This is a genomic window from Gellertiella hungarica, assembly GCF_014197145.1.
In the GTDB taxonomy this organism is placed as follows: Bacteria; Pseudomonadota; Alphaproteobacteria; order Rhizobiales; family Rhizobiaceae; genus Gellertiella; species Gellertiella hungarica.
Map to the genome: position 1 here is coordinate 265,393 of NZ_JACIEZ010000002.1, position 26,260 is coordinate 291,652.

The 26,260-nt window shown below is 65.6% G+C and carries 25 protein-coding genes; 11 read left to right on the forward strand and 14 right to left on the reverse strand.

Annotation, left to right across the window (positions count from 1 at the left end):
• Positions 1 to 45: 45 nt before the first annotated feature.
• Together GGR23_RS05750 and GGR23_RS05755 are read left to right on the forward strand one after the other, a co-directional pair.
• A complete protein-coding gene (locus GGR23_RS05750) occupies positions 46 to 1,917 on the forward strand; it encodes a methyl-accepting chemotaxis protein (protein ID WP_183365187.1) in 1,872 nt (623 codons plus the stop codon).
• 113 nt (positions 1,918 to 2,030) lie between these two features.
• Positions 2,031 to 2,474: an OsmC family protein gene (locus tag GGR23_RS05755; protein WP_183365188.1), complete on the forward strand. Its 444-nt coding sequence runs from the start codon at positions 2,031 to 2,033 to the stop codon at positions 2,472 to 2,474.
• Positions 2,475 to 2,477: 3 nt separating this feature from the next.
• Here GGR23_RS05755 and GGR23_RS05760 read toward each other — a convergent pair whose 3' ends face one another.
• Positions 2,478 to 3,287, reverse strand: coding sequence for an SDR family oxidoreductase (locus tag GGR23_RS05760; RefSeq protein ID WP_183365189.1), 810 nt, complete (start codon positions 3,285 to 3,287; stop codon positions 2,478 to 2,480).
• Positions 3,288 to 3,424: 137 nt separating this feature from the next.
• Positions 3,425 to 4,528 carry a saccharopine dehydrogenase family protein gene (locus tag GGR23_RS05765; RefSeq protein WP_183365190.1) on the reverse strand — a complete coding sequence of 368 codons (1,104 nt, stop codon included), beginning with the start codon at positions 4,526 to 4,528 and terminating at the stop codon, positions 3,425 to 3,427.
• Between the two features lie 120 nt (positions 4,529 to 4,648).
• On the opposite strand from GGR23_RS05765, the gene GGR23_RS05770 reads away from it, so the two are divergent.
• Positions 4,649 to 5,080 carry an Lrp/AsnC ligand binding domain-containing protein gene (locus tag GGR23_RS05770; RefSeq protein WP_183365764.1) on the forward strand — a complete coding sequence of 144 codons (432 nt, stop codon included), beginning with the start codon at positions 4,649 to 4,651 and terminating at the stop codon, positions 5,078 to 5,080.
• Positions 5,081 to 5,130: 50 nt separating this feature from the next.
• On the opposite strand, the gene secD is transcribed toward GGR23_RS05770, so the two are convergent.
• From secD to GGR23_RS05790, 4 genes are all read right to left on the reverse strand, one after another.
• A complete protein-coding gene (secD, locus tag GGR23_RS05775) occupies positions 5,131 to 7,662 on the reverse strand; it encodes a protein translocase subunit SecD (RefSeq protein WP_183365191.1) in 2,532 nt (843 codons plus the stop codon).
• A 60-nt stretch (positions 7,663 to 7,722) separates the two neighbouring features.
• Complete coding sequence (locus GGR23_RS05780) at positions 7,723 to 8,154, reverse strand: hypothetical protein (RefSeq protein WP_183365192.1); 432 nt, start codon at positions 8,152 to 8,154, stop codon at positions 7,723 to 7,725.
• A gap of 46 nt (positions 8,155 to 8,200) precedes the next feature.
• The gene (locus tag GGR23_RS05785) at positions 8,201 to 9,259 is read right to left on the reverse strand and encodes an extracellular catalytic domain type 1 short-chain-length polyhydroxyalkanoate depolymerase (RefSeq protein ID WP_210296880.1); all 1,059 of its coding nucleotides are present in this window, start codon (positions 9,257 to 9,259) and stop codon (positions 8,201 to 8,203) included.
• Between the two features lie 82 nt (positions 9,260 to 9,341).
• On the reverse strand, positions 9,342 to 10,361 hold the full coding sequence (locus GGR23_RS05790; RefSeq protein WP_183365194.1) for a GlxA family transcriptional regulator: 1,020 nt from the start codon (positions 10,359 to 10,361) through the stop codon (positions 9,342 to 9,344).
• A gap of 105 nt (positions 10,362 to 10,466) precedes the next feature.
• On the opposite strand from GGR23_RS05790, the gene GGR23_RS05795 reads away from it, so the two are divergent.
• Positions 10,467 to 11,540 (forward strand): GlxA family transcriptional regulator, encoded by a 1,074-nt coding sequence (locus GGR23_RS05795; RefSeq protein ID WP_183365195.1) that lies wholly within the window; start codon positions 10,467 to 10,469, stop codon positions 11,538 to 11,540.
• A gap of 3 nt (positions 11,541 to 11,543) precedes the next feature.
• Here the strand turns inward: GGR23_RS05795 and GGR23_RS05800 are convergent, their stop codons facing one another.
• From GGR23_RS05800 to GGR23_RS05810, 3 genes are all read right to left on the reverse strand, one after another.
• The gene (locus tag GGR23_RS05800; RefSeq protein ID WP_183365196.1) at positions 11,544 to 12,110 is read right to left on the reverse strand and encodes a dienelactone hydrolase family protein; all 567 of its coding nucleotides are present in this window, start codon (positions 12,108 to 12,110) and stop codon (positions 11,544 to 11,546) included.
• Between the two features lie 7 nt (positions 12,111 to 12,117).
• Positions 12,118 to 12,717 (reverse strand): phospholipid N-methyltransferase PmtA, encoded by a 600-nt coding sequence (gene pmtA, locus GGR23_RS05805; protein ID WP_183365197.1) that lies wholly within the window; start codon positions 12,715 to 12,717, stop codon positions 12,118 to 12,120.
• An 87-nt stretch (positions 12,718 to 12,804) separates the two neighbouring features.
• Positions 12,805 to 13,497, reverse strand: a complete 693-nt coding sequence (locus GGR23_RS05810; protein ID WP_183365198.1) for a DUF2161 domain-containing phosphodiesterase — start codon at positions 13,495 to 13,497, stop codon at positions 12,805 to 12,807.
• 264 nt (positions 13,498 to 13,761) lie between these two features.
• Between GGR23_RS05810 and GGR23_RS05815 the strand changes: the two genes are divergently transcribed.
• Genes GGR23_RS05815 through GGR23_RS05830 form a run of 4 tightly spaced genes read left to right on the forward strand, consistent with a single transcriptional unit; the run spans position 13,762 to position 18,782 of the window.
• Entirely contained in the window at positions 13,762 to 14,985 is a 1,224-nt protein-coding gene (locus GGR23_RS05815; protein WP_183365199.1) for an efflux RND transporter periplasmic adaptor subunit, read from the forward strand.
• Entirely contained in the window at positions 14,982 to 16,220 is a 1,239-nt protein-coding gene (locus GGR23_RS05820) for an ABC transporter permease (protein WP_183365200.1), read from the forward strand. The genes GGR23_RS05815 and GGR23_RS05820 overlap by 4 nt, the downstream gene beginning before the upstream one ends.
• A 4-nt stretch (positions 16,221 to 16,224) precedes the next feature.
• Positions 16,225 to 16,926 carry an ATP-binding cassette domain-containing protein gene (locus tag GGR23_RS05825; protein WP_183365765.1) on the forward strand — a complete coding sequence of 234 codons (702 nt, stop codon included), beginning with the start codon at positions 16,225 to 16,227 and terminating at the stop codon, positions 16,924 to 16,926.
• Between the two features lie 17 nt (positions 16,927 to 16,943).
• Positions 16,944 to 18,782 carry a heavy metal translocating P-type ATPase gene (locus tag GGR23_RS05830; protein ID WP_246364990.1) on the forward strand — a complete coding sequence of 613 codons (1,839 nt, stop codon included), beginning with the start codon at positions 16,944 to 16,946 and terminating at the stop codon, positions 18,780 to 18,782.
• Here the strand turns inward: GGR23_RS05830 and GGR23_RS05835 are convergent.
• On the reverse strand, positions 18,779 to 19,753 hold the full coding sequence (locus tag GGR23_RS05835; protein WP_183365202.1) for an NADPH:quinone reductase: 975 nt from the start codon (positions 19,751 to 19,753) through the stop codon (positions 18,779 to 18,781). The two genes, GGR23_RS05830 and GGR23_RS05835, sit on opposite strands and share 4 nt — an antisense overlap.
• 271 nt (positions 19,754 to 20,024) lie before the next feature.
• On the opposite strand from GGR23_RS05835, the gene GGR23_RS05840 reads away from it, so the two are divergent.
• The 3 genes from GGR23_RS05840 to GGR23_RS05850 all read left to right on the forward strand — a co-directional run bounded on the left by GGR23_RS05840 (position 20,025) and on the right by GGR23_RS05850 (position 22,960).
• Complete coding sequence (locus GGR23_RS05840; RefSeq protein ID WP_246365085.1) at positions 20,025 to 21,194, forward strand: MFS transporter; 1,170 nt, start codon at positions 20,025 to 20,027, stop codon at positions 21,192 to 21,194.
• Positions 21,195 to 21,505: 311 nt separating this feature from the next.
• The gene (locus GGR23_RS05845) at positions 21,506 to 21,754 is read left to right on the forward strand and encodes a hypothetical protein (protein ID WP_183365204.1); all 249 of its coding nucleotides are present in this window, start codon (positions 21,506 to 21,508) and stop codon (positions 21,752 to 21,754) included.
• Positions 21,755 to 21,898: 144 nt separating this feature from the next.
• The gene (locus GGR23_RS05850) at positions 21,899 to 22,960 is read left to right on the forward strand and encodes an aldo/keto reductase (protein ID WP_183365206.1); all 1,062 of its coding nucleotides are present in this window, start codon (positions 21,899 to 21,901) and stop codon (positions 22,958 to 22,960) included.
• Positions 22,961 to 23,011: 51 nt separating this feature from the next.
• Here the strand turns inward: GGR23_RS05850 and GGR23_RS05855 are convergent, their stop codons facing one another.
• The 4 genes from GGR23_RS05855 to GGR23_RS05870 all read right to left on the reverse strand — a co-directional run bounded on the left by GGR23_RS05855 (position 23,012) and on the right by GGR23_RS05870 (position 26,125).
• Entirely contained in the window at positions 23,012 to 23,215 is a 204-nt protein-coding gene (locus GGR23_RS05855; RefSeq protein ID WP_343066609.1) for a hypothetical protein, read from the reverse strand.
• Positions 23,216 to 23,278: 63 nt separating this feature from the next.
• Positions 23,279 to 24,598, reverse strand: a complete 1,320-nt coding sequence (locus GGR23_RS05860) for an ABC1 kinase family protein (protein ID WP_183365210.1) — start codon at positions 24,596 to 24,598, stop codon at positions 23,279 to 23,281.
• A complete protein-coding gene (locus GGR23_RS05865) occupies positions 24,595 to 24,942 on the reverse strand; it encodes a thiol-disulfide oxidoreductase DCC family protein (RefSeq protein ID WP_183365212.1) in 348 nt (115 codons plus the stop codon). The genes GGR23_RS05860 and GGR23_RS05865 overlap by 4 nt, the downstream gene beginning before the upstream one ends.
• Before the next feature lies 1 nt (position 24,943).
• On the reverse strand, positions 24,944 to 26,125 hold the full coding sequence (locus GGR23_RS05870) for an FAD-binding domain-containing protein (protein ID WP_183365214.1): 1,182 nt from the start codon (positions 26,123 to 26,125) through the stop codon (positions 24,944 to 24,946).
• Between the last annotated feature and the right edge of the window lie 135 nt (positions 26,126 to 26,260).

Genomic DNA, 26,260 nt, shown 5'->3' on the forward strand with positions numbered 1-26,260 from the left:
CAATGGCCGCGGATGCTCGCGGGGACGCTTCGGAGGCATTTTCCCGTGACATTCCTGAAGATTTCCGCCCGGCTTTACGGCCTCATCGGCTTCTCCCTGCTCGCCATGGGAGCAGCGCTCGTCTTTGCTTTCTACGAAAGCCATGCCCAGATCCTCGCGGAGCGCGAGGCGGTTCTCAAGGCCGTGGATGACAGCGCGCTTTCCGTCCTCTCCTTCTATGAAGAACAGGAGCGCAGCGGCGCGATAAGCCGCGACACCGCACAGAAGGAGGCTCTGGCCCAGCTCTCCCGCCTGCGTTATGGCGAGAACGGTTATGTCTGGGTCAACGACATGAACCGGGTGATGCTGATGCATCCCTTCAAGCCGGAGCTGAACGGCAAGGATCTTTCCGACATGAAGGACCCGGACGGGCTGGCAATCTTCGTCGAGTTTGTGAAGGTCGCCCGCCAGGGCGGCGGCTATCTGGAATATGCCTGGCCGAAGCCGGGCGTCGAAACCCCCGTCGCCAAGCTGTCCTACGTCACGGCCTTCCAGCCCTGGGGCTGGGTGATCGGCAACGGCGTCTACATCGACGATCTGGAAGCCCGCTTCTGGAGCGGCAACCGGCAGGTGCTGGCCATCGCCGGTGCTGCGGCACTGCTCCTCACGCTGGGCGCGGTCTCGATCATCCGCAGCGTCACCGGCCCGCTTCGCCGCCTGGGCTCCGTCATGCACGAGATCGCGGAAGAAAACTTCTCTGCGGATGTGACCGAGGTCAGCCGCCGCGACGAGATCGGCGACATGGCCCGCCAGCTCGTGTTGCTGCGGGATTCCGTTAACGACCGGGTCCAGAAGCGGTTGCGGCAGGCCGAGGCACAGCGCCTCGAGATCGAGCGCCAGCAGCGTGCCGTGGACGAGGAGCGTCTGCAGCGCGCCGAAAGCCTGCAGGTGGTCATCGACCAGCTGGGCGCGGGCCTCGATCGCCTTTCGGTCTGCGACATCCGCGAAACGATCGATTCGCCGTTCGAGGGCGAGTTCGAGCGGCTGCGCGCCAATTTCAATGTCTCGATGGCCATGTTCCAGAAGGTGCTGGAGGAGGTGCTGCAGAAGACCCGCACCTTCGACGGCAATTGCCGCGACCTCTCCCAGCAGGCGGATCAGCTGGCCGCCCGCACCGAGCAGCAGGCTGCGTCGCTGGAGGAAACGGCCGCCGCCGTCGAAGAGATCAACGCCAATCTCCGCTCCGCCGCCGAGCGTACGGAAACCACCCGCCAGCACACCGCCGTCATGCGTCGGGAGGTGAAGGAGTCCGCCGATGTGGTGCGCCGTGCCGTCACAGCGATGGAGCGCATCGAGCAGGCCTCGGCCAAGATTTCGTCCATCACCGGAGTGATCGACGAGATCGCCTTCCAGACCAATCTGCTGGCCCTGAATGCCGGCATCGAGGCGGCGCGTGCGGGCGAGGCCGGCCGGGGTTTTGCCGTGGTGGCGCAGGAGGTGCGTGAACTTGCCCAGCGCTCCGCCATGGCGGCCCGCGAGATCAGCGACCTCATCCAGCAGTCGAATGTCGAGGTGCATGATGGCGTGGGCCTCGTGCGCGAGACGGGTTCGGCCCTCGAGAAGTTCGAGATGAAGGTCGTCCAGATCGCGAGCGACGTGGAGGCGATCGCCGTGGCCAGCGCCGAACAGTCGACCGGACTGATGGAGGTCAGCCAGTCCATCAACCAGATGGACCAGATCACCCAGAAGAATGCCGCGATGGTGGAGGAAACCACTGCCGCCACGCATGATCTTGCCGCGCAGGCGAAGCTGCTGGCGGAGCTCGTCAACACCTTCAAGCTGAACCGACGCAACCGCCAGCGTGACCCCAACGCACCCGTCTATACGGACGAGATGCGCGAGCAGATCAGGCGCGGACAATTGCGGGTCGCTGCCTGACAATACAGTGAAAAAGGCCGGGCGACCGGCCTTTTTCATGGCCGTTGCCAGCTCTTGCGCCGCCTCCTGCGGAGTGCGAAGCAGGGATAGCGCCTGAAGCGGAGGGAGAACCGATGGCAGAGAAGGGCAGTATAAGGAGCCGGCCATTGGGCGCGACGGCAACCGTCGGCCGGACGGGGTATCCCGCGATCCGCTCCAGAACCGGCGGCACCCTCCAGATTGCGACCGGCGCGTCGGAGCCGGGCTTCAACCCCATCGATCTTCTCTATGCCTCGCTATCCGCCTGCATGGCGATGAGCGCGCGGATCGCGGCAAACCGGCTCGGCGTGATGGCCAACATCCGCTCCATCGCGGTGGAGGTCGCGGGCGACAAGCATGAGCCGGAGCCAAGCCGCGTGGAGAAGCTCTCCCTGACGCTTCATGTGGAGGGCGATGTGGACGAGGAAATGAAAGCCCGCATTCTCTTAATCGCCGAGGAGATCTGCACCGTCAGCAATACGCTGAAGACGCCGCCCCGCATCGAGGCGGCGCTGGCGGCTCCCGGCGACACCGATTGAGCCTCAGAGCGGTGCCTTGGGATGGGGCGTCTCGTCATAGGCACCCCAGGTCGCCTGGTCGAAATTGACGATGGATCCGGTCATCAGCCCCGATTCTGCGGAGGCGAGGAAGGCGATGGCGCGGGCAACCTCGCGCGGATCGACGAGCCGGCCGAAAGGCTGGGCGGCGGCGGCCTTCTCCAGCCAGTCGGCGGGCTTTCCGTCTTCCTCCCGCTGGATGCGGTCTTCCCCGTCCGAGGCCATCCAGCCGATGTTCAGGCTGTTCACGCGGATACGGTTGCGCAGGAGCGCAAAGGCAGTGTTGCGCGTGAGGGTATCCAGCGCGCCCTTGGTTGCGGAATAGGCCGACAGGAAAGGCTGGCCGCCCATGGAGGACATCGAGGAGATGTTGACGATCGCGCCTTCCGTCTTCTCCCGCCGCATCAGCTTGACGGTTTCCTGCATCAGGAAGAACGGCCCGCGCACATTGACGGCAAAGAGCATGTCGAAAAGCTCGGGAGAAGTGTCGATGATGGTGCCGCGGTTGGTGAGGGCCGCGACATTGACCAGAATGTCGACGCGCCCGAACGCCTTGTCGGCTTCGGCCACGACAGCGCGGCAATCCTCGACCTTGCCGAGGTCGGCGGTCACGAAACGGGTCTTAACCCCGCGTGCCGCGAGTTTTGCCGCTTCCGCCTCGCCCTTGGCGGTGGAACGTCCGCAGATCACCAGCCCGGCAATGCCGCGTTCGGCGAAGAGATCGGCAGTCGCCGCCCCGAGCCCCTGCGTTCCACCGGTGACGATGGCAATCTTTCCCTCGAGCTGCTTCTGCATGCCGTTCATCCTCTCCCTTGGTCTTTAGCGGGAGAATGGCCGAGCCACGGGGAAAGACAAGGCATGCGGACTTGCATTCCCAACAAAAAAAAGGGCCGGACTTGCGCCCGGCCCCCGGAGTGGTTCGCGACGAAGCCTCAGGCTGCGCGAACGTTTTCCACCTGCGGCGCGGCATAGTAGCGGCCGAAGCGGTTTTTCAGGAACATGTCGAGGTCGATCTCTTCCTGGTGAACGAAGCCCTCGGCCTTCAGCGTGCCGTCGGCAAGCATGTCGAGAACGGCGCAGATGCTGCCGGCCGTGGTGATCTGGATGGCGCTGTGCATCATGCCGGCGATTTCCTCGCCGTAGACCTTGCGGGCATAGGTCTCCTGCACCAGGCGGCCGTCCTTCCAGCCGGTCACGGTGACGAAGATGATGACCACGTCCTGAACGGTGGCGGGCAGGGCGTTTTCCAGGATGTCCTTCAGCACTTCGCGCCGGTTGCGCAGGCCGAGGTCGTTGAGAAGCGCCTTCATGATCGCGGCGTGGCCGGGATAGCGGATGGTGCGGTAGTTGAGGGTGCGAACCTTGCCCTTCAGCGTTTCGCAGAGCGTGCCGAGACCGCCGGAGGTGTTGAAGGCCTCGTATGTCACGCCGTCGATGGAGAACTCTTCGCGCTCTTCCATGGCCGGAACCTCGGTGATGACGCCGTTCACCACCGCTTCGCAGGGCTCGATATACTCGTTGATGACGCCGTCGGTGCTCCAGGTCAGGTTATAGTTCAGTGCATTCGACGGATAGACCGGCAGCGCGCCGACACGCATGCGGACCGTGTCGAGCTTGTCGAACTTCTTGCAGAGATCGTTCGCCACGATCGAGATGAAGCCCGGCGCAAGGCCGCACTGGGGAATGAAGGCGGTCTTTGCGCTGGCGGCAATGCGCTTCACTTCGCGGGTGGAGGCAACGTCTTCGGTGAGATCGAGGTAGTGCACGCCGGCAGCGGCAGCGGCTTCGGCGATGGTCACGGTCAGGTGGAACGGCACGGCGCTCAGAACCGCAAACGAGCCCTTCAGCACTTCGGCGAGCTTGCTCGGCGCGCGGATGTCCAGCTCCAGCGTGGAAACGGCCGGGTGCTTCTCGATGGCGGAAAGGTTGGCAGCCGAGGCGTCGGTCACGACCACCTGGTAGTCCCCGCTGTGGGAAAGAAGGCGGGCAATGGTTGCGCCGATCTTGCCGGCGCCGACGACGACGATCTTTTTCATGGGTGTCTCCACTGAATCTCTCATATGTCAAGTGTCGGACGAAGCGAAGTTGAAATGAAGCGTCAAATCCATCAGAATGGAGGCTAATATTCGTCAAATCGGAGCGTCAGTATGAGCAGAGTGACGATAACCGACAAGGACCGGGAACTAATCGCCCTCCTGTCGGAGAATGCCCGCGAGCACACCGCCTCGATTGCCCGCAAGCTGGGCCTGTCGCGGACCACGGTTCAGGCCAAGATCGACCGGCTCGAGCAGGGCGGGGTGATCAAGGGATACGGGCTCCGGCTCTCCGACGATTACGAGAAGGGGCTGGTGAAGGCGCATATCCTCGTGACCATCGCCCCGAAGACACTGCCCAGAATCACCGCCGAGCTCTCCGACCTCAAGGAGGTGCGCGCCCTGCATTCGGTGAGCGGCAATTTCGACCTGATCGTCGTGGTGGCGGCGGATTCGATTTCCGAGCTCGACCGGGTGATCGACTTCATCGGCGAGATCAAGGGCGTGGAGCGCACGCTGTCCTCGGTCATCTTGTCGACCCGTATCGAGCGCTGAATGGCAGGAAGGCCGGGTTGTCGGCCCGGCCTTCCCGTGTGCGGTTGGTATCAGGCGAGCGCCCCGCCTTCGCCGGCCGTCCCTTCTGCCTCATCTTCCGGCTTGCGCTTGGAGCGCCGCCAGTCGCCGAGGAAGAGCAGGATGGGGGCGGCGATGAAGACCGAGGAGATGGCCGCGACGAGGATGCCGAACACCATCGGGATGGCGAAGCTCGCGACGGCGCTGCCGCCCCAGATCGCCATGGGCAACATGGCAAGGAAGGCGGTCGCGGAAGTATAGATGCTGCGCGCCAGCGTCTCGTTGATCGAGATGTCGATGATGTCGCGCAGGGGCTTCGACTTGTAGAGCCGCATGTTCTCCCGCATGCGGTCGTAGACCACCACCTTGTCGTTCACCGAGTAGCCGACGAGCGTCAGCAGGGCGGCGATGGCGGTGAGGTTGAAGTCCAGCCCCGTGAGCGCGAAGAAGCCGAGGGACTTGGTCACGTCGAGGATCAGCGTCGCGATGGCGCCGACCGCGAAGGGCCATTCGAAGCGCGCCCAGATATAGACGAGCATCGCCAGCGAGGCGAGGATGACCGACAGGATGCCGGCGGTTGCGAGCTCACCGCTGACCTTCGGGCCGACCACTTCGGTCGAGGCGATGGTTGCGCCCTTCTCGGTTTCGAGGATTGCGGTTTTCAGCGTGTTGAGTGCCGCCGTCTGGGCTTCCTCGCCGCCCGGCTGCCGCTCGGCGCGAACCAGCACCTGGCTGTTGTCGCCGACGCCCTGAAGCGTGATTTCCCCGAGCTTCAGGCCCTCCAGCCGCGCGCGCAGCCCCGCGAGATCGGCGGGCTTCTGCGTCTTCACCTCGATCTGGATGCCGCCCTTGAAGTCCACGCCATAGTTGAGGCCGGGCTTGAAGAACAGGATGACGGAGGCGATGGACAGAAACGCCGACAGGGCGAGACCGATGAAACGCGCGTTCATGAACCGGATCTTCGTTCCGTCGGGAATGAGCCGCACGGGGAAGAGCGGCTTGATCTCGATGGTCTTCAGCTTGCGGCGACGGGCAATGGCGACCATCAGCACCCGCACGATCGACACCGCCGTGAACATCGAGATCAGGATGCCGATGCCCATGGTGACGGCAAAGCCACGGACCGGACCGCTGCCGAAATAGAAGAGCAGCGTGGTGGCGATCAGCGCGGTCATGTTGCTGTCGACGATGGTGGCATAGGCGCGGCTGAAGCCGGCATCGATGGCGGCAAAGGCCGTCTTGCCCTTGGCGGTTTCCTCGCGGATGCGCTCGTTGATCAGGACGTTGGCGTCGACGGCGAGACCGATGCCGAGGACGATGCCGGCGATGCCGGGGAGGGTCAGCGTCGCGCCCACCAGCGTCAGTCCCGCAAAGGTGAGGATGACGTTGAGCCCGAGCGCCAGATTGGCAAGGATGCCCCACGGCCCGTAGAGCAGCAAGATGAAGCCGACGACGAGTGCAAAGCCGATGAGGCCCGTCTCGATGCCGCGGGCAATCGCATCCGCGCCGAGATCGGCCCCGACCGTCCGTTCCTCGATCACGGTGAGCTTGGCCGGCAGCGCACCGGCCCGCAGCATGGCCGAGAGGGTGGTTGCGCTTTCCGCAGTGAAGCTGCCGGAGATCTGGCCGGAACCGCCGGTGATCGGTTCCCGGATGACCGGTGCGCTCAGCACCTTTCCGTCGAGCACGATGGCGAAGGGGCGCCCGACATTCTGGCGGGTGATGTCGGCAAAGCGGGTTGCGCCCGCATTGTCGAAGCGGAAGGAAACGACGGGTTCGTTGGTTTGCGGCTCGAAGGCCACCCGGGCGTCGGCGAGCCTGTCTCCCGACAGCTCGACGCGGTCCAGCACGGGGTAGGTTCGGCCTTCCTCATCCTTCATCATGGTCACGCCGGCACGGGCCACACCGTCGTCCGACAGCATGTGGAAGGTGAGCTTGGCGGTCGATCCGAGCAGCTGCCGAAGCCGCGACGGGTCCTGAGCGCCGGGAAGCTGGACAAGGATGCGGTTGGCGCCGATGCGCTGGATGGTCGGTTCGGCGACGCCCACCTGGTCGACGCGCTGGCGGATCACCTCGAGGCTTTGCTCCACCGCATGGTCGAGCGCCTGCGCCTTGCCCGCCTCGGAAATCGAAAGGCGGATCATGCCATCGGCCCTTTCCACGTCGAGATCCGGCTGGCCGGCGGAAAGGCCTGACGCCACCGGCGAGGCAAGCGTTCGCAGCGCCTCGCGCGCCGCATTGCCATCGTCTCCGGGCTGAAGCCGGACTTCCACGGTCTGGCCCGACTGGACGATGGAGGCGGTGCCGATGTCCTTGTCGCGCAGGAGGCGCCGGGCATCGCGCAGGATGCCCTGCAGCCTTTCCTTCATCAGGTCGGTTTCGTCCACCTCGAGAACGAGATGGGCGCCTCCCCGCAGGTCGAGCCCGAGGGAAACCTGGTTGTGCGGAAGGAAGGAGGGCCACCCGGCCAGCACGCGTGCCGGAAGGACGTTGGGTAGGGCAGTGAGTATGCCAAGGAGGATGATGACCACATAGGTGGTCACCAGCCAGCGGGAGGTGCGCATGTCTAGAATCCTGTCTTGTGGCCGCGCGGGAAGGCGCCGGCCAGTGCCGTTTCGTGGGGGTCAGGAAAAGGCAGACAGGAACGGTGGCGCCCGGGCCCGATTGGCCCGCGAAAGGCTGAAGCCGCAGTGCGAGATCCGGGGAAGGGCGATCGGGCCAATGCGCCCGGGCACCCCGAGAAGAGCCGCCTGCACCAGGATGGCCAGCGGTCCGTCGCTGCCTGCAGACCATTTCGGCAGTTCCGGGCGCTGCGACTGCGCCTTGCGCAGCGGTTCCTGGGCATTCGGAAGAAGATCGGCAGGACGCCGCGACTGGCCGGAGAGGCCACCGCCTTCGGTGCTGTCCTCGAGGACGGCGATGCGAAATTCCGCTGCCGCCCGCGGCATCAGCCCCGCAAGCAGAAGCGCGACCATGCACAGAAGCGCGGCGGCAAGGCGCGCCACGTCCTTTCTGCCGGCAATTGCCGGAACCTGCATGGTCGGTCGATCGATCACGGATCCTCCTTGTCCCGGACTAGATAGCGCGCCGGGACGCCCATGGCTAGCGCATGAAGCCTGTCACCTTCATGGCCTTCTCCAGCATGCGGCCGAGCGACCCTGATGGCAGTGCCGGGTCTGTCTCTTCCGTGGAGGCGGATCTGTAAGGGCGCTCGCCCGCCCGCTCGTAGGCGGGAAGGTCGCGCTCCTCGATAAGGCCCCAGAACAGGGCCATCCGGGCCACCGCCGAGAGATCGCAATCCAGGAAGAACTGCCCGGCGACCCCCAGGGGCGCGCTTGCGCCCGCGGCAAGCGGCAAACCGTGTCCCAGGGCATCGAGGGTCACGGATTCCAGCAGGGGGCCGTTCTTGCCTGCTCCCTTGAAGAGGGTTCGGCGCGCGCCCCTGATGCGGGATGTCTCGCCGCCGGCGGAAAGACCCATCGCCCCGCGCCACTGCGACAGCACCATCTCGGCATTGACGGCCCGAACGGTCCGGTCGGCCCCGCCCTGCCAGACGGTGATGCGCGGCCAGCGGTGGCGGTTTGCCGGAGCTGCCGGCATCGCGTCGGCAAGCACCTGCGGTCTTGGCAGGTTGCGGCCCCGCATCAGCTGGAGCGCATCGCCCATCGTGCGGGTCACCCCATAGGGCAGGCCGGCGACGATGCCGCCGCCACAGAACAGGTCCGGATGGGTTGCCAGCATGGCATGGGCCATCGCCGCGCCGGCGGAAAGACCCATGATGAAGACGCGCTGTCCGTCGAGGCCCTGGCATTCCACCACATGCAGGATCATCTGCCGGATGGAGTCCACCTCGCCGCCGGCGGCGGCAAAATCTTCCGGCTGGAACCAGTTGAAGCAGCGTCCGCCATTGTTCCGCCTCTGCTGCTCCGGGTAGAGCACCGCAAATCCGTGCCGGTCGGCGAGGCGGTTCCATCCGGTTCCCCGGGCAAAGTCCTCCGCCGTCTGGCCGCAGCCATGCAGCGCCACGACGAGCGGGGCGCCGGAGGGAAGATCGGATGGAAGATAAAGCCAGGCCTTCAGCTGGCCTGGATTGGTACCGAACCGCGGTATTTCCCGAAGGCTGCCTTCGGTCTCGGTGGTTTCGCTCTTTGCTCTGGGCAAGGTCATGCTCCTGAGGGCCTGTTGGTCCTCCCGGCATCATAGGTAGGGCGCAGGGCCCCACCGCACAAACAAAATATTCGTGTCAGGCCGCTTCCGGCAGCGCTTCCTCCCGCACCGCAAGCGGCGTCAGCCCCGTCTTGCGCTTCAGCATCCGGCTCAGGTGCGAGGAATCGCAAAAGCCGCATTCGGCGGCAATCGAGGCGATGGATCGCTCCGTGCTGCGCAGCAGATAGAGCGCATGGTCGAGCCTTACGTCGAGATAGGCATTGAGCGGACTGACGCCGAGTTCCGCCTGAAACCGGCGCTCCATAGTTTTCTTGTTCGTCTTCAGCAGGCGCGCAAGCTCCGTCACCGGAAGCGGCACATCCAGGTTTTCCGACATCAGCTGAAGCGCACGGCGCACGATGGGGTCCTTGGCCTTGAATTCCATGGCGCCCACCGGCTGGGGCGTGTGTCCCATGGCGGCCTCGTCGATCATCATGATGTGCAGGCTCTTGGTGGCCGGTGCGCGCCCCAGGTGGCGCTCCACCAGAAAGGCCGCGAGATGGGCGGAGCTTGCACCGCCCGAGCAGGTCAGCCGATCCCTGTCGACCACGAAGATGCGGTCCGAAACCGGCCGCAGCCCTTCGAACTGGGCGAGGAAATCGTCGTGATGATACCAGCTGACGCAGCACTGGTAGCCGTCCATCAGGCCGGCCCGGTGGAGCGCAAGCGATCCGGTGCAGAGCCCGACGAGCGGCACGCCGAGGCGTGCGGCGTTCTTGAGATAGGCATCGACCGTCTCGCTGCGCCGCGCCAGCGCGCCGAGAAGCCCGCCCACCACCACGATGTAATCGAAGCGCGCCGGATCGTCGAAGGGCGCCGTGGGATGGATGAGAATGCCGCAGCTCGATCGCACCGGCGCACGGGCATCCCCGAGGACCTCCCACCGGCACTTGATCTGCCGGCTCCGGTCACCCTCGTCGGCGGCAAGGCGCAGCACGTCGATGAAGTTGGCAAAGGCGCAGAGGGTGAAATTCGGCAGCAGGACGAAGCCGACGCTGAGGCGGGCGGTTCCACGCTCCTGTCGCGGCTGGGCACGCAAAGGTCGGGCAATGGTCATGTCTGTCTCGTTTCTTCTGAGAACCTGTCCCTTTCATTCTTTTCGAAAGCGCGGACTTTATCAATACTCAAAAACATGAACCCGCAGTTGAACAAGGGGATGAGCATGACCGCACCGTTTTCCTCGCCGCGCTCGTTTGTCTTCTACATCGTGCCGGATTTCACCATGCTGGCCTTCACTTCCGCAATCGAGGCGCTCAGGCTTGCCAATGCCGTGCTGGGGCAGGAGGTCTACAGCTGGCGCATTGCCTCTGCCGACGGACTGCCGGTGCGGGCAAGCTGCGGGCTGACGATCACGCCGGACAATTCCGTCACCGTCGAGCGCGCCCTGCTGCTCACCGAGCGCCGCCCCTCGATGATCGTGGTCTGCTCGGGCTGGAACGTCGAGAAGCATGTCAGCAAGAGCACCGCGGCCTGGCTGCGGGAAAGCCGCAAGCGCGGCATCGAGCTCGCCGGCGTCTGCACCGGCGCCTACATCCTTGCGGATGCCCATCTTCTCGAAGGCAAGCGCTGCACCATCCACTGGGAGAACCTGCCGGTCTTTGCGGAGAATTTCGGCGGCATCAACTGCCATACCGGCCTCATGGAAAGCGATGGCGGCATCCATTCCTGCGCCGGCGGGGCTGCCTGCTTCGACATGATGATGCACCTGATCGGACGCGATTTCGGGCCTAAAGTGGTATCGGCGGTGATGGATCAGGCCATGGTCGACCGCGTGCGGGCACCGACCGAACGCCAGCGCATGCCGCTGACGGTCAAGCTCAATTCGCTGAACCCCAAGATCCTTAAGGCCATCGAGCTGATGGAGGAGCATCTCTCCGACCGCCTGCCGATGGAGGAGATCGCCGCTGCGGTCTGTCTGTCGCGCCGCCAGGTGGAGCGGCTGTTCCAGACCGAACTCGAGACGTCCCCGTCGCGCTACTATCTCCAGCTGCGGCTGGAAAGGGCGCGGCTGCTGGTCACCCAGTCCGCCATGCAGATCGTCGAGATCGCGGTTGCCTGCGGTTTCGTCTCCGCCTCGCATTTCTCCAAGTGCTACCGCCAGTTCCACGGCATCTCGCCGCAGGAAACGCGCGAACAGCGTCAGCCGAGCGTGCAGATGCCCGCTCTGCGCAAGAGCCACCCCGCCGGCGAGCGCCTTCACATGATGCCGGAAGACGAGTTGCGCCGGGTCGCCTAAGCCCTAGAGGCGGTCGAGAAACGCGAGCACGCGCTGCCAAAGCCGTTCCGCATGGTCGGCGCGGTATCCCGGCAGCGAGGCATCCGTGAAGAGGTGGCCGCCACCCGGATAGACATGCATCTCGGGCTTCAGCCCCATGCCCTGCAGAAAGTGGCGCCAGCCCTCGACCTCGTCTGCGGGCTCGAAGGGATCGGGATCGGCCAGATGCACCGCAACCGGCAGGTCCGTCCGGATGCCCGCGGGAATTCCGGCAATGCCGTGGAGGAGCAGCAGGCCCGACGCGTTCCTTCGCTCCGAAAGCAAGGATGCCGCAACCGCGCCGCCGAAGGAAAAGCCGGCAAGCACAGCCTCCGCCGCCACATCCGCGGTCGCTTCGCGAGCCCGTACCATGACCGTTTCGCGGCCGATGCGGTCCTTGAGCGCGAAGCCTTCCTCGAAGGTCGCGGCCGTCTCGCCTTCGAACAGATCCGGCACGGTCACCCTGTGGCCCGCCGCGGCAAGCCTGCCGGCAGCCTCGCGTTCCAGATCGCGCAGGCCGAGGACGGAGTGGAAGAGAACGATGTCAGCCATTCTGTCCTCAGGCGTTGACCGACCTGTAGACCCAGAGCTGGGCCGGCGGCACGTTGCGCACCACGAAGTCGTAATGGGAAACGGTGAAACGGTCGCGCATCGGCGGGATCGGAGACAGCGCGCCATAGGTGATCTGGATGACCGGGCGGCCCGGGCCGATCATGCCGAGCAGCTCTTCCAGGAGCGCCACGCGCCGTTCCGGAGGGAAGCTGAGCATCGGCACTGCCGAAATCACGCAGTCGAAGGTTTCGCCGTAGCGCTCGCCAAGGGTGGTCCTGAGATCGAAGGCATCGCCCAGCCGGAAGTCGACGCCCGGGAAACGCTGCACCAGCGTTTCATGAAAGGCGGGTGAGTATTCCACGGAGACGAGCTTGTGCGGATCGATGCCGGTTTCGAGGATCGCCTTCGTGATGACCCCGGTGCCGGCACCGAGTTCCAGCACCGGCCGGCCCGAAGCCGTGTCGATCACGCTGGCCATTCTCCGGGCTGCGACGCCTGACGTCGGAAGGATGGCGCCGACGCCCTTCATGTCCCTTTGCCAGCCCTTGAAGAAGCGGACCTCCTCGTCGAACTTGCGGCTGATGAACTGCTTCAGACGAAAGACCATGAACTTCCCTCCCGGGTTATGGATGACAGGCTTCGATGTGTAGCGGAGTTCAATCTCGTATTTGCGACAATTTCAAGCCGTAGAACGTCATGTAGTGTCGGATACTGCCTCTGCCCGCGGAGAAAAATCCATAACCTGCGGCCATCGTTCCAGGGCGGCCATGCCTTCGGCGGTCAGGCCATAGACACCTTTGCCCTGCCGTTCGAACCATCCGTAGACATTGTCCAGCAGAATGCGGCCTGCATTGGGGGCAAAGCTCTTCATCTCCCGCGGCCGCGAGAAGCCGTGGCGGAGTGCTGCCGCACACAGGAGCGCACGCTGCCGATAGGCGGTCATGATCGGAGCGCGTGTGGAGCCGCCCTTCACAGGATCGCCGAAGCGGTTCCGGTGTTCCCGGACCAGACGGGTGCGGCGCTTGGCATTCTGCCGCGGCATGGGTGCGGCGGAGCTGACGATGATGCTGACATCGCCCGTATCCGAAACGCCCAGCATGCCCACCCCAAGCCGCCGGCAGAGATTGCGGAAGCGCTGATCGGCTTCCCGGCCCCGTCCCTTTGCGGAAACGCGCGCGGCAATCCACACCTCGTCGGCCATGGCAGCGCGATCCACCGCCTGCAGGACGAGCTCGAGGTTGAAGCTCATCTTCAGCTCGCACACCACCAGCACCGGCGGTTCTCCCTCGATGAGGCCCACGAGATCGCATCCGCCGATCTCGCCTTTGACCTCATAGCCCGCCTGCTCCAGAAAGCGCTTCACGGGTTCCGAAAGGGTTGTTTCCATGAGAGATTGGCTCCGGTTCGCGGGATCACCGGTTTAACCTCCCGCCGGGAGTATCGGAAGACCCTTCCGATCGGGGCCACCTTTGCGGAAAAGCGCTTTGCCGCACTTGACCGGGATCAAGGCGGAGGCGACCTTTTGCGGAAATTGTCCGGTCATGCCGATAACCGGCCCCGCCTGCCGCCAGCTGGAGTAGACCATGTTGCAGATACCCGCCCTTCTTGCTCCCGTTCCGGGGTTCAGCGGCAACGCGGAAGGAGCATCGGAATGAAGCATCCCCTGCGCAACGGCTTCCTGCTGCTCCTGGCGGCTGCCCTGGTTTATGGCGGTTATCTTGTTGCGATGCCAAGGCTGTTCGGAACACCGGTCAGGCCGGTGCTGGTCAGCCGTGGGGACATCGTCGAGACCATCGTGGCCAGCGGACGCGCCGAAACGCCGTCCGGCGTCGACGTGGCGAGCCAGGTGATCGGCACGGTTGCGCGGGTGCATGTGCGCGAGGGCGATCGGGTGAGGGCGGGCGACGTGCTGGTTTCGCTCGACGACCGGCAGGCCCGGGCGGGTGTGGAGCAGGCGCAAGCCGCTCTCAGCCAGGCGGAAATCAGGCGCCGTCAGCTTGTCGACCTCACGCTGCCTGTCGCCAGGCAGACGCTGATCCAGGCCGAAGCGACCCGTATCAATGCCCGCGCGCAGCTGGATCGCGCGCTGAAGCTTGCGGATCGCTCCGTCGCGAGCGGCGCTTCGGTCGAGGCGCTGCAGCGAGCCTTCGACGTGGCCGATGCCCAGTGGCGCGCGGCCGAACTGGCGGTGAAGAGCGCCTCTCCCGGCGGTGGCGAAAGCGCGCTGGCAGAGGCCGCCTTTGCCGAATCCAGCGCCAAGCTTCGGGTTGCCGAAGCGCAACTGGCGCTGACGCGCGTGGTCTCGCCCATCGACGGTCTTGTTACCCATCGCGATGTGGAAGAGGGCACCATCGCCCAGCCCGGAAAGGCGCTCATCCATATCGCGCCCAATCTGGCCAAGGAGCTGGTGGTGCAGGTAGACGAACGCAACCTCGCCCGCATCCGCCCCGGCCAGAAGGCCGTCGCCTCTGCCGATGCCGATCCGGCTGCCACGTTCGATGCAGTTCTCGCCTCGATCGATTCGACCATCGACGCGGACCGCGGTTCGGTGGAGGTGAAGTTCTCGCTGCCGAAGGAGCCCGCCTTCCTCAAGGAAAACATGACCGTTTCCGTCGATGTGGAGATCGCGCGGCGCCAGCAGACGCTTCTTCTGCCGGTCTCTGCCGTGCGCGATGCGGCCAGTACCAGGCCGCATGTCCTCGTCGTCGAAGAGGGACGGGCAGCGGAGCGCCCGGTCACCCTCGGTGCCCGCGATGCAGAGATGGTGGAGGTGCTCTCCGGCCTGAAGGAGGGTGAGGCGGTCATTCCGGCGGCGGCCGGGGCGATTGCGATCGGCCAGAAGGTCCGTCTCGAGGGCGGAAAGGACGCGCCATGAAGCCTTTCCTGCCCTTCGAGGTGATCGCGGCGGTGCGCTTCCTGCTCGACGGCCGGCGGCAGACGCTGCTGACGGTGATCGGCGCCGCAGTCGGCGTCTCGGTCATCCTCTTCATGACGTCCCTGCTGCATGGCGTGCAGTCGAACATCTTCAACCGCGTTCTGTCGACCCAGGCGCATATCGTCATCTCTCCGCCGGAGGAGGTCTCGCGGCCTCTGCGCGCGGAGGATGGACCCCGCGAAATGGCGACGGTGCAGAAGCCTGCCCAGCGGCTGCGCTCCATCGACCAGTGGCAGGCGATTTCCGCCCGCCTTCTGTCGCGCCCCGACGTGACCGCCGTCTCTCCGGCAGCGGCAGGCGCCGCCTTCGCGGTCAAGGGCGACGTCGCCAATCCCGTGACGCTCAACGGCATTCTGCCGGACGCCTTCTACCGCATCATCGATCTCCGCGAGAAGATCGTGCACGGTTCCGCCGATCTTGCGCCGGGAGGCATCCTGATCGGCACCGCGCTCGCCAGCGACCTCGGGCTCGGCATCGGCGAAAAGATCCGCATCCGCACCAACCGCAGCTCCACCGCTGGCGGCGACCAGACCTTCACCATCGACGGCATCTTCGATCTCGGCAACAAGGACGCCAACGAGCGCAGCGTCTATGTCCCGCTCCGTTCGGCGCAATCGCTTCTCAATCTGCCGGGCGGCATCACCAGCCTGAGTGTGGACATCAGCGATCCCTATGCGGCCGAGACGGTCGCGGACGAGCTCCGCTCTGCGCTGGGGGTCAACGCGGAAAGCTGGGTGAAAACCTTCGAGCAGGTCTTCACCGCGCTCAGCACCCAGTCGGTCGCGAACTACACCATCCAGTTCTTCGTCGCCGTCGCGGTGGCGCTCGGCATATCGAGCGTCCTTGTGGTCTCGGTGGTGCAGCGCTCGCGGGAGATCGGCATCCTGCGCGCCATGGGGGCCTCGCGGGGACGGATCCTGCGCATCTTTCTCACCCAGGGTGCTTCGATCGGCTTCCTCGGTTCCCTTGCCGGCTCGATCCTCGGGATCTTCTTCGTTCTCCTGTGGCGCACCTTTGCCCGCAATCCCGACGGCACGGAATTCTTCCCCGTGACCATGGAGCCGTCCCTTTTCATCCGCACGATTCTCGCAGCGACGGTGACGGGTGTGATTACCGCCCTCCTTCCGGCGCTGAGCGCGGCGCGGCTCAACCCGGTGGATGCGATCCGTGGCTAGCGATATCTCCCCCGTCCTGCGCCTCGAAGGCGTGCGCAAGAGTTTCGGCATCGGCACGCCCGCCGAAACCGAGGTTCTGCATGGCGTCGACCTGGTTCTGGAGCGCGGCGAGTTCTGCGCCCTCATCGGACCCTCCGGCTCGGGCAAGAGCACGCTGCTGAACATCATCGGTCTGCTCGACCGGCCGACCGCCGGCCGCATGGATATCGAGGGACAGGACACCTCCCTCCTCGACGATGCGGGACAGACCCGGCTGAGGGGGCACAGCATCGGCTTCGTCTTCCAGTATCACCACCTGATCCCCGCCTTCACTGCCGCCGAAAATGTCATGATGCCCATGCTGGTGGACAAGGGATGGCCCTCGGCTGCAATGCGCCAAAGGGCGGAAGAGCTTCTCGATCAGGTCGGCCTGCTGCGCTGGAAGGACAATCTCTCCAGCCACATGTCGGGCGGGCAGCAGCAGCGCGTGGCGATTGCCAGGGCGCTTGCCATGCAGCCATCGCTCATCCTCGCCGACGAGCCGACCGGCAACCTCGACACCCGATCCGCCGAAGACGCCTTTCAGCTGATGCGGCGCGTCAACCGGGAGCAGAAGACCGCCTTCCTCATCGTCACCCACAATCTGGATCTCGCCCGGCAGACGGACAGGATCATCCAGATCGTCGACGGGCGGATTGTCGAGGGCAATACCGGCCTCCTCGCCTGATCCGAAAGGGACCTTGCATGGCATCGCGTATGGGAGACCGCCTCATGGCGCATCGGCAGAAGGCTCTGGTGGCAATCGCCGCAGCCGGCCTCACGACAGGCGGCATCCTGTTCTGGAATGGCCGGCCGGATCTCGCCACCATCGCCTTCATGGCCGCGACGATACCCGTTCTCGCGGCCCTCGTGGTGGAGATCGTCTCCTCGCTTCTGCGCGGGGAGGTCGGGCTCGACATCGTGGCGGCGCTTTCGATGACGGCGGGACTTGCCTTCGGAGAGCCCCTCGCGGCCAATGTGGTCGCCCTGATGTATGCCGGCGGGCAGGGGCTCGAAGCCTTTGCCGCGGGCCGGGCCCGACGGGAAATGACGGCGCTGATGGGTCGCGTCGCCCGCACTGCCCTCCGGCTGGAGGCGGATGCGCTTGTCGAGGTGCCCATCGAGACGATCAGACCCGGTGACCGGCTGATGATCCGCCAGGGCGAGGTCCTGCCGGTCGATGGCGTGGTGGAGGGCGAGGGCGCCCGGCTGGACCTTTCGGCGCTCACGGGCGAATCCGTGCCCGTCGCCGTGGGCGATGCGGGCGAAGCCCTGAGCGGGGCGACCTCCGTCGGGTCTGCCTTCGTACTCCGGGCGGTCCGCCCGGCGGCGGAAAGCACCTATGCGGGGATCGTCCGGCTGGTCGCCGCTGCCGAGGCCAGCAAGGCGCCGATGGTCAGGCTTGCTGACCGCTATGCCATCTGGTTTCTGCTGCTGACGCTGGCAATTGCCGGTGCAGCCTGGTGGATGACGCAGGACGTGCGCCGCGTGCTCGCGGTGCTGGTGGTGGCAACCCCCTGTCCGCTGATCCTCGCCGTTCCCGTGGCATGGATTGCCGGCATGTCCCGTTCTGCCGGCATGGGCGTGCTGGTGAAGGGCGGGGCGGTTCTCGAGGCATTGTCGCGGGTACGCACCGTCATTCTCGACAAGACCGGAACACTGACCCACGGCCAGGCGGACATCGTCGCGGTGCATGCCGCACCGGGCTTTACCGCCGACGAGGTGCTTTCTCTTGCCGCAAGCCTCGATCAGGCGTCGGGGCATGTGGTCGCCGATGCGCTGATCCGGGGCGCCCGCGAACGGGGCCTCACACTTGCCATGCCGGAGGCCGTGACGGAGGAGGCCGGCACCGGCCTCGAAGGCGTCGTCTTCGGCCGGCGGGTGCGGATCGGCGGCATGGATTACGTGCGGGCAGGCTGCCACGAGGCCGCACCGATGCCCCTTGCCCCGGATTTTCCGGGACTGCGGGTGGCTGTCGCCGTGGACGAGGTGCTTGCCGGCATCATCGAACTCAAGGACCGCATCCGGGGAGATGCGGATGCGGTTGTCGATCAGTTGCGCCGGGGCGGCGTGGCGGAGGTCATTCTCGCCTCGGGGGACCGGAAGGCGGTCGCCGAGGAAGTCGGCGCAACGCTCGGTCTCGACCGGGTGCTGGCGGAGCTGACGCCCGAGGCCAAGGTCGCGGCTGTCCGGGAGGCTGCAGCGCGCGGGCCTGTCATGATGGTGGGCGACGGCGTCAATGACGCGCCGGCACTGGCTGCGGCGGATGTGGGGGTGGCCATGGGCGCGCGCGGCACGGTCTCTTCCTCCGAGGCTGCAGGCGTGGTGCTCTTGCTCGACCAGCTCGAGCCCCTCGTGAAGGCAATGGCCGTTGCCCGTCGCAGCCGGCGCATCGCGCTCGAAAGCGTGATCGCCGGCCTCGGGCTTTCGGTTGCAGGCATGGTCGCGGCGGCATTCGGCTATCTGGAGCCCGTCGAGGGCGCACTGCTGCAGGAGGCCATCGATGTCGCCGTCATCCTGAATGCGCTGAGGGCACTGCGCTAGAAGCGGATCGTGACGTTGCCGATTGCCTTGCCGCCTTCCACGGCCTCGTGCGCTTCGGCAACGCGGTCAAGCGTGAACGCCGGCCCAAGGTGATGTTTCAGAAGCCCCGCCTCCAGATAGGCGCTGAGGCTGCGGATCATGTTGCGTCTCACCGCCGGCACGAGTTCGTACACGATGAAGAAGCGCACCGCCGCGCCGATCAGGATCATCGGGCCGAAATCCAGCGGAACCTGCGGCCTGCCCGAGCCATAGACCACGCAGAGACCGTCGCGTGCCACGATCTGGGGCAGCAGGGCGGCGTTGGCGGCGGCATCCACCTCCACGATCCGGTCCACGCCCTGTCCGTCGGTGATATCCCTTATCCGGGAAACCACATCCTCCTGGCGGTAGTCGATCACCTCGTCCGCCCCGAAGCTGCGGGCGATCTGCGCCTTCTCGGGCGAGCTGACCGTCGTGATGATCCGTCCCGCGCCCATCAGGCGGGCAAACTGCAGGGCATAGGCGCCGACGGCACCCGCGCCGCCGGAAACCAGGACCGTCCGGCCCGCAACATCGCCATCGACCGTCATGGCGCGGAGGGCTGTCAGCGCGGGAATTCCCAGGCATGCGCCTTCCTCGAAGCGCGTCGCATCGGGAAGCCGCACGGCCTGATCCGCCGGCAGCACGATGTGCTCCGCCGCGGTGCCGAAAGGCCGTTTCCACTGGCCGTTCCAGATCCAGACGCGCTCGCCGAGCCGGGAGGAGGATACGCCCGGACCCACATCGTCGATGACGCCGGCGCCGTCGCTGTGCGGCACCACCTGTGGCCCGGCAAGGGGCCGGCCGGCGCGCGACTTCACATCGGACGGATTGACGCCCGACACGGCAACGCGCACCCGTACCTCGCCCGGGCCCGGCAGCGGGTCGGGAAGCGTCCCCACCTGCAGGACCTCGCGGGCCGAACCGTTCTTCTCGTACCAGGCGGCAAGCATGGGCGTCTCCTTGGCTGTTGCTGCGGCTGCAGGGGAGGCCTATGAGCCCCGTGCATGGCAGACTTGATAAATGCTCAAACCTTCTTGAGATATATCACCTTTACCGCCCGGTGCAGCGGCTCCTATAGTCCGGGCGACTGATTTTCCGGCTTATGCCCCTCCCGACATTCAACGGGTGCCGCCCCTGCGGACCCGCCCATTCCCGAACGGATCCCCGACCGTGACCGATGCCGTCTGCACCGAGACCTTCGACGATTCCAACGCCCGCCCGCTGACGGTGCTGGAACTGACCCTCGTCATTCTCGCCCTTGCCTGTGGCGGCTTCGGCATCGGAACGGGCGAGTTCGCCATCATGGGCCTCCTGCCCGATGTGGCGCGCAGCTTTGCCGTTACCACGCCCCAGGCCGGCTATGTCATCAGCGCCTATGCACTCGGCGTGGTGGTGGGAGCGCCGCTCATCGCCATTGCGGGGGCCAGGGCCTCGCGCCGGAACCTGCTGCTCGTGCTCATGACGGTCTTCGCGCTCGGCAATCTGGCAAGCGCCGTAGCGCCGGATTTCTGGAGCTTCACGCTGCTGCGGTTCCTCTCCGGCCTGCCGCATGGTGCCTATTTCGGCGTTTCGGCGCTGGTGGCGGCATCGCTGGTGCCGGCCCACCGCCGCGCCCGCGCCGTCGGCCATGTGATGCTCGGCCTGACGGTCGCAACGCTTGCCGGCACGCCGGTGATGGCGCTCTTCGGGCAGTTTCTGAGCTGGCGGGTCATGTTCTTCGCCGTCGGCGGCATCGGCGCGCTGACCGTGCTCCTGATCTGGATCTACCTGCCGCGCGATCGCGCACCGGAGGGAGCCGGCGTGATGCGCGAACTCGTCGCCTTCACCCATCCGCAGGTACTCCTGACGCTTACGCTTGCGGCCACCGGCTTTGGCGGGATGTTCTCGATCTTCAGCTATATCGCCGGCACTGCGACCGAGGTGGCCTCCATGCCGGTATCCCTCATACCGTTGATCATGATCCTCTTCGGGATCGGGATGAACGTGGGCAATGTCGTGGGCTCGAAGCTTGCCGACATGTCGCTGATGGGGACGATCGGCGGAATGCTGGTGTTCAACATAGCCATCATGACCCTCTTCGGCCTGACGGCGGAAAGCCCGGTCATGCTGTGCATCTCGGTCTTCCTCGTGGGCTGCACCTTTGCGGCCGGCCCGGCGGTCCAGACGCGCCTGATGGACGTTGCCTCCGACGGCCAGACCCTCGCCGCGGCCTCGATGCATTCGGCCTTCAACATCGCCAATGCCCTCGGCGCCTGGCTCGGCGGTCTCGTGATCGCCCATGGCTATGGTTATGCGGCAACCGGCTATGTCGGTGCCATCCTCTCCTTCTTCGGCCTCTTCGTCTTTGGCGCATCGCTTCACCTGGAGCGCAAGGCGCGGAGCCACGCCTGAAGAAAACGTCGCGAAATGGAGCGTCGCCCCCTGCGGAACAGCGCTCCATTGCCGGACAATTAAGGATTCACGGCCATTATTGAGAAAATAGCGCATGAACGCTTCTCAAAAGCCGCTGGATGGAAAGCCCGACTAACGCACTTCTTGCCGTCATCGCATTGTTCGTCATCGCTTTCTGGGCGGCAGCGGGCCTGTTTTTCGCCGTGCTCGGCGTCATGGTCTGGATCTGAACGCGCCTGCCTTCCGTCTCCGGATGGGGAACCCCACCGCGCCCTGCCGGGTTGAACCTTCAATGACGGAAGGAGAAACCCATGTTTTCAACCGACACCTGGCTGCGCATCATCGTTTCCATGCAGTTGAATGCCGTACTCTTCGGTGCGGGTGCCATCACCGTTCTTTCGGTTCCCGCGCTCGCCGAGCGCGCTGCGCTCCTGTTGCCGCTCGTGGTCGTGGCGAGTTTCGGTCTTGCGCCGTTCCTCTCCAAGGCCTTCTTCCCCCGCCTGCGGTTGCGGAACTGGGGGCGGACCGGCTGGCGGCGCGGCGACCTGATCTCCGGCTGATGCCGCCCGTCCTGTTACGGGAAGGCGAGCGGCGGCTGCATCCCTCGCGCGCTTGACAAGGAGAACGCGCTTTGATGCCAATGGGTGCGGAAGGCCGCACCCTCGCAAGGGCCCGGCCGATCGTCAGCGAAAGGATTGAAGACAATGGAGTATCGTCTCCTTGGCCGTTCCGGCCTCAAGGTCTCGACCATCACCATGGGCACCATGACCATCGGCGGCAAGGGCTGGGCCCGGACTGTGGGCGACCTCGGCGTCGCCGAAGCCCGCCGCCTCGTCGACATGTGCCTCGATGCCGGTGTGAACCTCATAGATACCGCGGATGTCTATTCCGAAGGGGTTTGCGAGGAAGTCCTCGGCGAGATCATCGGCGGGCCTCGCCGCAATGGGCTGCTGGTGGCGACCAAGGCCCGTTTCCCGATGGGCAGCGATCCCAATGACGTGGGTTCTTCCCGCTACCATCTGGTCCGCGCCTGCGAAGCCAGCCTGCGCCGGATGAAGACGGATGTCATCGACCTCTACCAGCTTCATGAATGGGACGGCCAGACGCCGCTCGAGGAAACCCTCGAGGCGCTCGATCTCCTCGTCCGGCAGGGCAAGATCCGCTATGTGGGCTGCTCCAACTTTTCCGGCTGGCACATCATGAAGGCGCTCGGCATCAGCGAACGCGACCGGCTGCCCCGGTTCATCAGCCAGCAGATCCACTACACGCTCGAGGCGCGGGAAGCGGAATACGAACTGTTGCCGATCACGGTCGATCAGGGTCTCGGCGTCCTCGTCTGGAGCCCCATCGCCGGGGGGCTGCTTTCGGGCAAGCATCGCCGCAACCAGGAAGCGCCTGCGGGCACCCGCCAGTTCGCCGGCTGGACGGAGCCGCCGATCCGCGACGAGGACCGGCTCTGGAACATCGTCGATACGCTGGTCGAGATCGGTAACGAGCGCAATGTTTCGGCCGCGCGCGTTGCGCTTGCCTGGCTTCTCGGCCGTCCCGGCATCACATCCGTCATCGTCGGCGGCAGAACGCCCGAGCAGTTCGCGGATAATCTCGCCGCTGCCGAGCTGAAGCTCAGCGATGAGGAACGCGCCCGGCTGGACAAGGTCAGCGCGCCGCCGATCCTCTATCCCTACTGGCATCAGCTGAACACCGCGCGGGACCGGCTGGGCGCCGCCGACCGGGTACTCCTCGGTCCGCATCTCAGTCAGGGGTGAGCGAACTGCCCGGGCGCCTGAAATCCGGTGCCCGGGCGAAACGGGCGAGCGTCAGCGGACGAAACGTCTTGCCGCGCCGGCGACGAGCAGCCCTGCGACAAGGGCAATTGCGCCCCGCCAGATCCACGGCGACTGGTTGATCATGAAGCTGGAAGCCGGATAGGGAAACACGCCCGTTCCCTGTCCGATCCAGATGAGACCGAGGAGCGCGATCAGGAGCCCGATGAATGTCAGGGCGCGTCTTGCAAGAACCACTTCCACCTCCATCCTGGCTCACGTGCCAGGTCAACGTCGTTCAGGACCGGCTCTCCCTCCCGCTCAGGCATGGGGTTCGAGCATGTCGACAAGGGATAGCCGGACGCGCAGCTTCAGGGCAAGAAGGGCCATCCCGGTTATCTTGCGCTGCAGAAACATCTTATCCGGCGACGGCAACGCCCAGAGCGAACGGTCCAGGAAGATCGGCTGGGCGCGGGCTTGCACCGCAACCAGCGGGCCGCGATCGCTGAAATCCACCTGCCCGCCGGGCGCCTTCAGAACGTGGTCGAGCACGGTCGAGATCATCTCGTCCAGCGCCTTGCCATGGCGTGCGACCTGCGCCGGGGAAAGGTAGCGCATGTCGAGAAGCGCCCCGCGCACCCGCTCGATCTCGCCGCTCAGGGTCGCACGAAGCAGGGCACGATAGGCTGCGGCGCTTTCGGGCAGGACCGGACGCACGGCCCCGAAATCGAGAAGGGCGATGCGGCCGCTTTCCCGCTGCCAGAGATAGTTGCCCAGATTGGGATCGGTCTGCATGGCGCCGAACAGGAAGAGTTCGCGAAGCGCCAGCTCGGCGAGCGCCTGCATAGCCCTGTCCCGCTCGGCCTGCGGCGCGGTTCCCAGCCGCTCGAGCGGCACGCCCTCGACAAAGTCCATCGGCAGGACGCCAGGCCGAAGCAGCTCGTCGACGGGGAGGGGAACGACAAAGCGGGGATCGTCTTTCAGGAGCAGGTGGAACCGACGCATTTCATCGGCTTCCCGCAGGTAATCGGCCTCTTCGCGCAACTGCCGCTTGGCCTCTGCAAGATGGGCGGAAAGATCGAGATGGCGAGGCACGAGGCCGGACAGCCGGAGCAAGGTCGCGACGTTGTCGATATCGGAATCGATGCTTCTGGCGACCCCAGGATACTGAACCTTGACCGCCACCGGCCGCCCGGAAGAGAGCACGCCGCGATGCACCTGCCCGATGGAGGCCGCTGCGATGGGCGTCATGTCGAAATGGCGGAAGTGCCGACGCCAGTCGGGACCCCAGGCCTCTGCCAGGCACCGCCCAAGCTGGGCCTGCGGCATGAAATGCGCCGAAGAACCGAGGCTCGAGAAGATCGCCTGCAGCTCCGGCGTCAGCAGCTCTCCGGGTTCGAGCGCGATCATCTGACCGAGCTTCATGGCCGCGCCGCGCATGCGCGAGAGGTGCTCCGCCGTCTTGAGTGCGTTGGACGGGGTCAGCAGAAGATCGCGCAGATGCGGTCTTTCCCCCTGCGCCAGGCGGTTCAGCCCTTCGGACACCACGCCGGATGCGATGCCGCCGACAATCTGCCCGAGCGCGCCGAGCCTGCTCAGGCGTCCCTGCGGAACCGCGCGGAAACGATCGCGGTCTGTCATGAAAGCCATCTCTGCAGCCGGGGGCGAAGCCGGAGGAAGCCCCTATAGGCCAGTTCAAGGATCGGACGCGTGAGGGGCAGATCCGCCACCACGCCGAGCGGTCTGAGGAGCGGGATTGCCCTCCACATAGCTGCAAAGGCACGCGCCCCGGAAAACAGGCGGCCGTTTTCGGAGGCGTGAAAGCGGGCAAGCAGTTCGGCCCGGTCGATGGGGCAGGCCTGGGCGGCATCGGAAACATCGATGAATCGGATCGCTCCCCGGCGATCCAGCCGGCGGATCAGCGCAATCTCGCGGCGGCAAAGAGGGCAGCCGCCATCGAAGTATACGGTCAGGGCGGACGACATCTCAGGCTCTTCCCCCTTCCACGATCCCCGGGATCTTCTCCTTCAGCGCGAAGAAGCCCTTCCGGCAATGGGGCCAGGTTCGCCGATCCCAGTCGCGCAGGTGTTCGGTAAACACGATGCCGTGGCTCTTGGGCTCCTGCAACCTCGGCAGCAGGGCATCGGCCACCGGCCCGGCGGGAATAAAGGTGCTCGTGACCTGCGTGCAGCCGGCCTCTGCCGCGGCCTCGAACACGCCGGCGGGATCGAGAGCGCCAAGATCCCTTGCGCCCGGCCAGGCCTGACGCGCCCTCTCCATCCCGTCTGCCAGCGGTGCCCCATCCCAGCGGTTCTTGCCGTCAACACAAGCGATTGCCCTGACAGGAAGCGCGCGCAACGCCGGAATTTCTTCCATCGACAGGTCTTCGGTGGTCACGAGGAGCAGGGTCGGCGCTGCCCTGTCGGGAGACCTTCTTTCACGGATCCCGGAAGGCGGGGGCGTGGAGATGCTGTCTGCCGGAATGACCGCCGACCGCGCCAGACCCTTCGGTGCAAAACGGCCGTCCGTCATGGCACGAATGCGTTCCGGATCGGCCAGATAGGCCTTTCCGACCGTATGCAGCCCGGCCACCCAGCGCCAGGACAGGGTATTCGATGCCGGATCCGCATCGAGGAGCCTCTCGAAAAAGAGGTCCGCGCCGAGCTCCCAGGGAAGGTTCAGCGTAAAGATCCAGATCGAGGCGATCTGCATCCGCGACCAGTTGTGGAGATAGCCGGTCTCGGCCAGTTCCGTGATGCAGGCATCGAAATAGTCGATACCCGTGCGACCCTGAACCGCCATCTCATGCCGCGCCTTGAGTTCCGGCTTGTCGTCGAGACGCGCGCGCGCCCGGGACAGGGCGGTGCGATACCCCTGCCACATCGAGGGGCGCTGCTCGAGCCAGCCCTTCCAGTAGCTCCGCCAGAAGACCTCGCTCACGAACTTTTCCGCGGAGGCAAGATCGTGATGGCCAAGGACCGCCCGGACCACTTCTTCCTCGCTCACCAGCCGCCGGCGCAGGGAAGCCGACAGGCGCGAGACATGCCGATGTCCTCCCGGCCCTTCGTCCCGATTGCGAAGCCGCGCATAGGCGCTGCCGGCCTGCGGGAGAAAGGACTTGAGACGATGGAGCGCATCCGCGCGGTTGAGGGGAAAACCGGTTTCCATTGTGCTGCGACCAAAGCAATCGAAAGGGATTTCAGGACGGCATGACGAGGTTCTTGATCGGGCGTGCCCGCTCCGTTTGCTCCGGAGGGCGCGCCCGTTCCGACGAAAGATGTTCGGGCCTTTCGAAAAGACAAG